Annotated in this window: 6 protein-coding genes; 2 read left to right on the top strand and 4 right to left on the bottom strand. The window is 73.2% G+C overall.

Annotated features, from left to right (window positions below):
* A partial coding sequence (gene galK, locus ITP53_RS35350) for a galactokinase (protein WP_195899805.1) occupies window positions 1-1,066 on the bottom strand: 1,066 nt, incomplete at its 3' end.
* A gap of 43 nt (window positions 1,067-1,109) precedes the next feature.
* Here galK and ITP53_RS35345 point away from each other — a divergent pair.
* Complete coding sequence (locus tag ITP53_RS35345; protein ID WP_207756856.1) at window positions 1,110-1,961, top strand: 1-aminocyclopropane-1-carboxylate deaminase/D-cysteine desulfhydrase; 852 nt, start codon at window positions 1,110-1,112, stop codon at window positions 1,959-1,961.
* Window positions 1,962-1,980: 19 nt separating this feature from the next.
* On the opposite strand, the gene ITP53_RS35340 is transcribed toward ITP53_RS35345, so the two are convergent.
* The 3 genes from ITP53_RS35340 to ITP53_RS35330 all read right to left on the bottom strand — a co-directional run bounded on the left by ITP53_RS35340 (window position 1,981) and on the right by ITP53_RS35330 (window position 3,703).
* Window positions 1,981-2,652, bottom strand: a complete 672-nt coding sequence (locus ITP53_RS35340) for a DUF6766 family protein (RefSeq protein WP_328816785.1) — start codon at window positions 2,650-2,652, stop codon at window positions 1,981-1,983.
* Window positions 2,653-2,731: 79 nt separating this feature from the next.
* Entirely contained in the window at window positions 2,732-3,112 is a 381-nt protein-coding gene (locus ITP53_RS35335) for a hypothetical protein (RefSeq protein ID WP_195899804.1), read from the bottom strand.
* Between the two features lie 45 nt (window positions 3,113-3,157).
* The gene (locus ITP53_RS35330) at window positions 3,158-3,703 is read right to left on the bottom strand and encodes a hypothetical protein (protein WP_195899803.1); all 546 of its coding nucleotides are present in this window, start codon (window positions 3,701-3,703) and stop codon (window positions 3,158-3,160) included.
* Window positions 3,704-3,825: 122 nt separating this feature from the next.
* Here ITP53_RS35330 and ITP53_RS59600 point away from each other — a divergent pair, with 122 nt between their 5' ends.
* Complete coding sequence (locus ITP53_RS59600; RefSeq protein ID WP_195899802.1) at window positions 3,826-8,763, top strand: tetratricopeptide repeat protein; 4,938 nt, start codon at window positions 3,826-3,828, stop codon at window positions 8,761-8,763.
* Window positions 8,764-8,796 lie beyond the last annotated feature (33 nt).

The raw sequence follows: 8,796 nt of genomic DNA, 5'->3' as shown, positions 1-8,796 counted from the left end.
GGGGGGGTTGGAAGCCGTGTTTGCGGTACGCGGTGGAGACCGAGTCCTGGACGGCGGTCAGGCGTTCCACCGGCACCAGGGCTATGGCCGAGCCGCCGAAGCCGCCGCCGGTCATTCTGGCGCCTCGTGCCCCACCCCTGACGGCGGCCTCCACGGCGACGTCGAGCTCGGGGGAGGACACCTCGTACTGGTCTCTGAGCGACAGGTGGGAGGCGTTCAGCAGGGCGCCGATCTCGGTGACGGCGCCGGCGCGCAGGAGGCCGATGAGGGCCTCGACGCGGTGGTTCTCGGTGACGACGTGCATGGTGCGCTTGCGTTCGTCGCCGCTCAGCCGCTCCAGCGCCGCCGCCAGGTCCGTGACGTCGCGCAGGGCCTCGACGCCGAGCTTGCGCGCCGCCGACTCGCACTCCGCGCGGCGCTTGGCGTATTCGCCGCCCGCGTGCTCGTGGTGCACCTGGGTGTCGATGATGAGCAGGCTCAGGCCGTGGGCGGCCAGGTCGAGCGGGATGTTCCTGGAGCCGAGCGAGCGGCAGTCGAGGAACAGCGCGTGACCCTCCCGGCAGAGCGCCGAGGCGGCCTGGTCCATGATGCCGCACGGCATGCCGACGAAGTCGTTCTCGGCGCGCTGGCTGAGCAGGGCGAGGTCCATCGGGGAGAGGTCCAGGCCGTGCAGGTCGTTGAGCGCCGTGGCGACGGCCACCTCGAGCGCGGCGCTGGAGCTGAGCCCCGCGCCCTGCGGGACGTCGCCGTCGATCGCGATGTCCGCGCCGGCCACGCGGTCGCCGAGCATGGCGAACACGCCGACGACGTAGCGGGTCCAGCCCTTGGAGTCCTCGTGGCGGGCCAGGGTGATCGGCTCGCCGGGGGTCTGGAGCGACAGCAGCCGGATGGTACGGTCCGCGCGCGGCGTGACCGCCGCCGTCACGCCCCACGGCACCGCGAACGGGAGGACGAAGCCGTCGTTGTAGTCGGTGTGCTCGCCGATCAGGTTGACCCGGCCCGGCGCGCGCCAGACGGTTTGGGGGGACGCGCCGTAGGCGGCACGAAAAGCTTCAACAACGCGCATAATCGAACACTCCTCAACAAAGGCCCGACCGTAGACTAGCGCCATGGAGGAGCTCGTGGATCCAGGGCTCGGCCGGGTCCGGGTGTTCCTGATGCACGACGACAACAAGCCGCGCAAGCTGAAGTACAACCTGGGCCCTGAGCTGGGGGAGCGCCGGCTGCTGACGTTCGGGGGCGCGTACTCCAACCACATCAGGGCCGTGGCGGAGGCCGGACGGCGGCACGGGATCGGGACGATCGGGGTCATTCGCGGCGAGGAGCACCTGCCGCTGAACCCCGTCCTGGCTCACGCCGCAGCCTGCGGCATGACGCTCACCTACCTGGATCGGGGCTCGTACCGGCTCAAGCACACTCCCGAGGTGCAGGCGCGGCTGCGCGAGCGCTGGGGCGCCGACGTGGTGATCCTGCCGGAGGGCGGGAGCAACGCGGCGGCCCTACGCGGGTGCGCCGAGCTGCCGGGGGAGATCAGCGGCGCGTACGACGTCATCTGCTGCCCGGTCGGCACCGGGGGGACGCTGGCCGGCATCTCGGCGGGGTTGCCCGAGGGGCGGCGGGCGCTGGGGTTCGCGGTGCTGAAGGGGGCGGGGTTCCTCGCCGGTGAGGTGGAGAGGCTGCAGCGGGAGGCGTATGGGCGGACGTGGTCCAACTGGGCGATCAACCTCGACTACCACTTCGGCGGATACGCCCGCTCAACGCCCGACCTAGACCGATTCATCGCGAAATTTCGTGTCGAAGGTGTGTACGTGGCCAAGATGCTCTACGGCATCCTCGACCTCGCCCGCCACGGCGCCTTCACCCCCGGCACCCGCATCGTCGCCGTGATCACCGGCCAGCCCCTGGGCGGTCCCGTGATCGCGGGCTGGCCCGTGAGCGGTCCCGTGATCGCCAGCCCGTGAGCGGTCCCGAGGTCGCCGGTCAGCCCTCCACCCCCGTGGATACGTGAGCGGCCCCGACGGGCTTGGACTCGGGGGAGCCGCGCTGGCGCAGGAAGATCGAAAGCACCACCATGGACAGCACGGCCAGGAGCTCCGACTGCCAGTTCTGCAGGCTCCGGTTCCAGAACTCGGGTGAGGTCACGTACGACCCCCATGAGACCGGATCCCGCAGGTCGCCGAGCCGCTGCGAGTTGTACGCGGCCTGCCCCGCCACCGACTGCGCCAGCCACGACAACACGAAGACGACCCCCATCACCAGCCCCAGCGAGTTGCTGAACAACCACAGCCGGGCCCCCGTGACCCTGGCCCACCGGGGCGAGTGGTCATCGGAGTGACGCCCGATCTGCTGCTGCTCGTCCGACTCGGCCCCCGCCCGCCCCGGCTCCTTGGACTCGGGCGAGCCCTTCTGGATCAGCCAGACGGTGAGCACGATGAACAGGAAGAACTGGAGGTACTCCGACTGCCAGTTCTCCGCCACGTCCACCGCGAACGTCGAGGTGGCGACGTACTGGAAGAGCGAGACCGGCTCGCCGCCGTCCACCCGCTGCTGGTCGTTGAACTCCAGCATCCCGGCCACGGCCTGCCCGCCCAGCGCCAGCACGAACATGACCATGAACGCCGACGACAGTGAGTTCTCCCTGAGCCATCTCACAGTCGCGACGACCCCACGGCGAAGAACCACGCCAGCCCGGCCACGATCAGGATCAGGGTGAGTGTGAACATCACCCGCATCAGCCCTCCACCTCGCACTCGTAGGGCAGGTCGCGCACCGGCTCGCAACCGGCGGCCTTGACCCGCCACGCGTCGCCGAAGCGGGTCAGGAAGAGCGTGTCGCCGGCCAGCCGCACCTGCGCGTGGTCACCCCACACGCTCACCGAGGTGACCGCGCCGCCCGGTCCCAGCCGCAGCTCACGCAGCGCGCCCGCGCACGTCTGGCCGGGGTCGGGGAGTTCGTCGGCGGTCTTGCGGGCGAGCAGGGCGCACGCGGCGTCCTCCCGGTGCGCGGAAAGAGCCGCGTGGAACCGCTCCGCCGCCCGCGCGGGCGAGGCCGTGTCCACGGCGCAACCGGCCACGGCGAGCGCCAGCGCCGCCACGATGAGCGGGATTCTCATGGACCCCTGTTACCCAAGGGCGCACCGGACATGCCGGAGATCGAGTCAGCCCAGTTGGTCGAGCACCGGGGAAACCAGGGCGTTCAGCTCGCGTACGAGCACCAGCACCGCGCGGTGGGCACGCTGCTCGACGTCGTCGTGCGGCCCCTCCGGCTCCGGCGGCAGGTCGCCGAGCGGCACCGGCGCCTCGATCAGCAGCGTGGCCCGCAGGAACGGGATCCTGGCCAGGTCCTGCTGGGTCGGCTCGACGTACTGGCCGAAGGTCTCCTGCCAGCCCAGCCAGCCGCGGTCGCGCCACCAGGCCCGCGACCGGGTCAGCTCCTCGGGCAGCGGCGAGACCAGCTTGATCCGGGCGTTGAGCGTGCCGTCCCAGGTGTTGCGGTGGCAGGTCGCCTCCAGCACGCGCCGGTCCCACCGCACGTAGCCAGGCGTCAGCGACGGCGGCGAGGCCAGCCGCCACGCCGCGCACGCGAACCGCACGGGCGCGATGTCACCCCACTCGAACTCCGCCAGGTTCTTGCGAACGTGCACGGCATAGCGCCCGTCACGGTCCCTGTCGAACTCTTGATCGATCCAGAACGCTCTCGCCATGGGCCCTACGCTACGGCCCCCCTCGGCTTCGGTGCGGGAGGACCCGGAGATCTCGGAATGCCCTGTGCCCTGGGCGGCATATGTGTAGCTTTTTCACATTGTTGGATGACTTTGGAGTGATAATGGCGTCAGAACAGCTTGACGCGGCCGTGAATTGCTGGAAATCAGGGGATCTTGCCCAGGCCGCCGTGCTGTTCAGGCAGATCGCGGCCACGGGCGACCCCGAGGCGTCCCATCTGCTGGCGGGACTCCTGCATGAGCAGGGGGATCTCGACGGCGCCGAGGCGGCGCACCGGTCGGTGATCCAGTCGGGCGACCCGGTGTTCGGGCAGCGCTCGGCGATCGCCATGGGGATGATGCTGGTCAACGCCAAGGAGTGGCCGGCGGCGCACCGGGTGCTGATGATCGCCTCGGACGGCGCGGACTTCGAGGTGGCCGCGCTCGCCGACACGGCGCTGGTGCTCGTGTGCACGCAACTGGGCGACGCGCCGGGCGCGCAGGAGGCGCTGGAGCGGGCCCGCAGGTGCGACAGCCCCGCCGTGGGGGAGCTGGCCGCGCGGCTGGAGCTGCCCGAGTTCCACCAGGACCCGGCCTCGGCCCGCGAACTGTACGAGGCCGCCGTGGACGAGGAGGACTACCGGGCGCTGCTGACCTGCGGCGATCCCGACGTGGTCGCGTTGTCGGCGTTCCGGCTCTACCAGCAGTACGCCGAGGCGGAGGAGTTCGAGCGGGCCAGGCAGGTGTGCGAGCACGCCATCGCCGTCGGGCACGCCGACCACCAGGGCATGGCGCACAAGCTGCTCGGCGCGGTGCTGGTGGACCTGGGCGAGTACGCCGAGTCCGCGGCAGCCTACCGGGTGGCCGCGGAGGACCTCAGACCCGACGTACGGCTGCCCGCGCTGATCGAGCTGGCCAAGGTCACCGCACAGCTCGGCGACGTGGCGGAGACCAAGGCGATCTTCCAGCGGGTGATCGCCAGCGGCCAGCGCGAATACGCCCTCCAGGCCCGCGCGTGCCTGGCACAGATACACACCGAGGCCGGTGAGGCGGGCGAGGCGCTGGCCGCGCTGCGTGCTGTGCTGGAGGCGGGCGAGAGCGAGTGGGCCTCGATCTGCGTCACCCTGCTCAGCCTGCTGCTCGAACAGCACGCCGATCGGCACGACGAGATCATCGAGCTGGCCGCGTACGCGTCGGAGCACGCCGGCCCGGACGCCGCGTTCAAGGCCGCGCTGCTGGTCGACCACGCCGCCAGGCAGCAGCCGCTGGCCGATCCCGTGGAGGAGCAGGCGCTTCAGGACACCGACGCCGGGCTGGCCCGCCTGCAGGCCGGCGACCTGGCCGGGGCCAGACGGCTGCTGCGCCTGGCCGCCGACTCCGGGGCGCAGGTGCAGTCGATCCGGGCCATGGTGACGCTCGCCGAGCTGGAGCTGGGCGAGGGGGATCGGGAGCAGGCCGACGAGCTGCTGTCGTACGTGGCGGAGTGCGACGACGTCGCCCAGGCGTTCAACGCCGCATTCCTGCTGCACCTGGTGCGGGAGCGCGATTCGCATCCCGTGCTGGGGGCGATGCTCGCCCACCAGCGGCTGGGCAGGGAGGAGGGGCTGGCCCGCTACCGCGCGGCCATGGACCACGCGGACCCGGCCGTGTCGGCGATCGGCACCGCCGTGCTCGCGCAGGTGCTGGCGGCCGCGGGGCTGGACCTGTCGGACGCCGCCGGGATGTTCCGGGCGGCGGCGGGCTCGGGTGATCCGCTGGCGCTGTCGTACACGGCGGTGATCTGCAAGGACGTGCTGGCCGACCAGGACGAGGCGATCGAGCTGCTGCGCCGGGCGCGGGCGGACGGTCATCCCGCGCTGGCGCCCTTCGTGGCGTACGCGCTGGGCGGGCTGGTCGCGGAGCACGTACGCGACCAGGCGGAAGGCGTACGCGGGGAGGTGCGGGGTGCGTACCGGGAGGCTTTCGACACGGGGTGTGGTGGGCTGCGGTTCGCGGCGGCCGGGGCGCTGGCGGGGGTGTGTGAGGAGCAGGGTGACCTGCTCGCGGCCTGCCGGGTGTACGAGCGGCTGATCGCCGAGGGGGCGCCGGAGCGGGCGGCCTGGCCGCTGGGCTTCACGAGGGTCAGGCTCGGCGACTTCGCCGCCGCGCGGGCCGCGTTCGCGCTGGCGCCCGGCGAGATGGGGGAGTTCGGCAGGCTGCTGCTGGACCAGGACTTCGACGCCGCCGCCGAGGCGTTCCCCGAGGGGGAGGCGTACTGGATGGCGAGCACGCTCGCGATGCGGAGCGCGCACGCCTGGCAGCGCGCGGGCCGGCGGGCCGCCGCCGACGGCGCGCTCACGCTGGTCGCCACGGCCGGCCACCCGGACCTGCGCCAGGAGGCGGGCTGCTACCTCGGCTCCCTGCGCGACGACGCGGGCGACCGGCGTGGCGCGGTCGCCGCCTGGCGGCAGGCCGTCGGCGCGGACGACCGGCTCAACGCCATCGCACTCAGCGCAGCCGGCACCGCACTGCGCGACCTCGGCGAGCACGCGGAGGCCGCTGAGGCGCTCACCCGGCTCGCCGGCACGAGTGAGGACCCGGACGTGGTGCTGCGGCTGGCGGAGGCGCTCGTGGCCTGCGGGCGGCGGGAGGAGGCCCGTGAGCGGCTGGCCGGGGCGTTCGGTGCGGACGCGGCGGTGCACCACGCCAGGATGCTGCGTGAGCACGGTGATCCTGAGGGGGCGCTGGCGGCGTTGACCGAGGCGCCGTACGAGGTGAGCGGAGAGTCGGAACGCCTGCTCGGCGGCCTGCTCGCCGCGACCGGTGACCTGCGGGGGGCGCGGGCGGCGTTCGAGCGGGCGGCGGCCGTCGATCCCGGCTCCGAGGCGGTCACCATGCTGGAGGCGGGACGGTGCCTGCTGGCGGCCGGCGACACCGAGTCCGCGCACTTCGCACTGGAACGGGCCGCGGCGCAGGACGACGACGATTACGCCGCCGCCGCCGCCCGCCACCTCCTCGGCCGGGCCGTCCCGGAGGAGCTGCCCTGGGTGCTGGCCGAGTCAGGCGACAGGCAGGGCGCGCTGGCGGCGCTGACCGCGCAGATCGGCTCCGAGTTGCTGGCCGGGCTGCTGCTCGCGCTGGACGAGGAGGACGTGCCCGCCGTACGCCGCCTGCTGGCCGCCGCCGAGCCCGCGGTCCGCGCGGAGGTGCTGCCCGAGGTCACGGTCCGGGCCCAGGGGATGCCCGGCCACGTCGCCGAGCCGCTCTTCCTGCTCGCCGTCGAGCTGGGCGAGCCTGAGCACGCCGCCCAGGCCAGGCTCGGCCTCGGCGCGCTGCTGGCGAACCAGGGCGAGCACTGCGGGGCCGAGCTGTGCCTGCTGCCCGCCACCGAGCACCCGCGGGCGGCCGGGGCGGCCTGGCGCGACATCGCCGTCGTACGAAGCCGCCGCGGTGACCTCGACGGGGCCGTGGAGGCCGCCGAGGCCGGGCTGCCCGGCACCGCCGTCCTCCTCGCCGGGCTGCTCGCGGACCGCGGCGACACCGCCGGGGCACGCGGGGTGCTGGTCGGCGGGGCGTCGGGCGGCGACCTCGAATGCCTGCGCCGCCTGCTCGTCCACCTGCTCCAGGAAGGGGACTACGACGCCCTGGAGATCGAGGCCGAGCGCGCCGCGGGGACCGGCGATCCCGAGACCGTGGCGCTGGGCTACTGGTCGTGGGGGGACGCGTACAAGCTGCGGGGCGACATGGAACGGGCGGCCCTCATGTACGGCAGGGGCGTCGAGACCGGCTTCGCCGAGACCACACCCGGGCTGCGGGCGGACCTCGCCGGCGCGCTGCGCGAGCTTGGCGACGCCGACGGCGCGGCCAGGGAGGCGCGGCTGGCTCTCACGTCCGGGGAGCCGGACGCCGTGGCCAGGGGCGGCGTCATGCTCGGGCTGTGGCTGCACGAGGAGGGCGACCACCTCGCCGCCGCGCGGGCGTTCGCCGAGGCCGCGGCCACCGGCACCGACCTGGCCCAGACCGCGCTGAAGAACCTCGACGCCCTCGCCTACCAGGCCGCCCGGCGCGGCGAGCACCCGCTGGCCGTGCAGGTGCTGACGCTCATGGGCCAGGACGGGGCCGAGCCGGCCCGCGAGCTGGGAGACCTCTGCGAGGACCCGGCCGCCGTCCGCGGCTACTACGAGGTGGCGGGGACGGGCCCCTTCACCGAGCTGCGGGTGGCCGAGCGGCTGGCGGAGCTGGGCGAGACGGCCGAGGCACGGGCGATGTTCGAGCGGCTGAACGAGCACGACGACCCCGACGTACGCTTCGTCGCCGGCGGCCGGCTGCTGGCCCTGCTCGACTCTGAGGGCGACTCCGACGCGTTCTACACCCTGGCCGAGCGCCAGGCGGGCGACGCCGACAGTCCCGTGCAGGGGGTGTTCGGGAGCCTGCTCGGCATGCTCCAGGACCGCCAGGGAGACACCGAGCAGTCGTTGCGCACGCTGCGTACGGCGGCGGAGAGCGGCGAGCCGACGGCGCTCAGCGTGTTCGCGCAGGCTCTCGTGCGGGCCGGCGAGGTGGACGAGGGGCGGCAGGTGTACCTGCGGGTGCTCGACGCCGGCGACGCGGACCTCGCCGCGCGGGCGATGGTCGCGCTCGGCCAGACCTACGACAAGGAGGACGAGTCGCGCGCCCGCGACTGGTACGTCAGGGCCGTCGAGGCGGGCGAGGGCCACACGAGCGCGCTCGGAGCGATGTACCTGGGCGCGCTGGCCAAGCGGAACCGCGACTTCCCCGAGGCGCTCACCTGGTACCAGCGGGTCATCGACGCGGGCGACTCGGAGTCGGGGCTGGCCGCGGCGCACCTGGGCGAGCTGTGCTACTGGCTGGGAGACCGGGACGGCGCCCTGCGCTTCTACGAACTGACGCTGGGGCTGACCGAGCAGACCGACCTGGTGGCCGAGGCCGCCTACCGACTGGGCGAGATCCGCTACGCCCGCGGCGACCTGGACCCCGCCAAGCACCTGCTGGCCAAAGCAGCGGCAACCGGCGACCCCACTTTCACCCCCGAGGCCGAGTCGCTTCTGGCCAAACTCAGATGATTGGCCATGTGGTGTCCATCACGTGAACTTGAG

The organism is Nonomuraea cypriaca (genome assembly GCF_015645445.1).
GTDB lineage: Bacteria > Actinomycetota > Actinomycetes > Streptosporangiales > Streptosporangiaceae > Nonomuraea > Nonomuraea cypriaca.
Note: the sequence above shows the minus strand (reverse complement) of the source record. Positions and strands in the feature narration are given on the sequence as shown.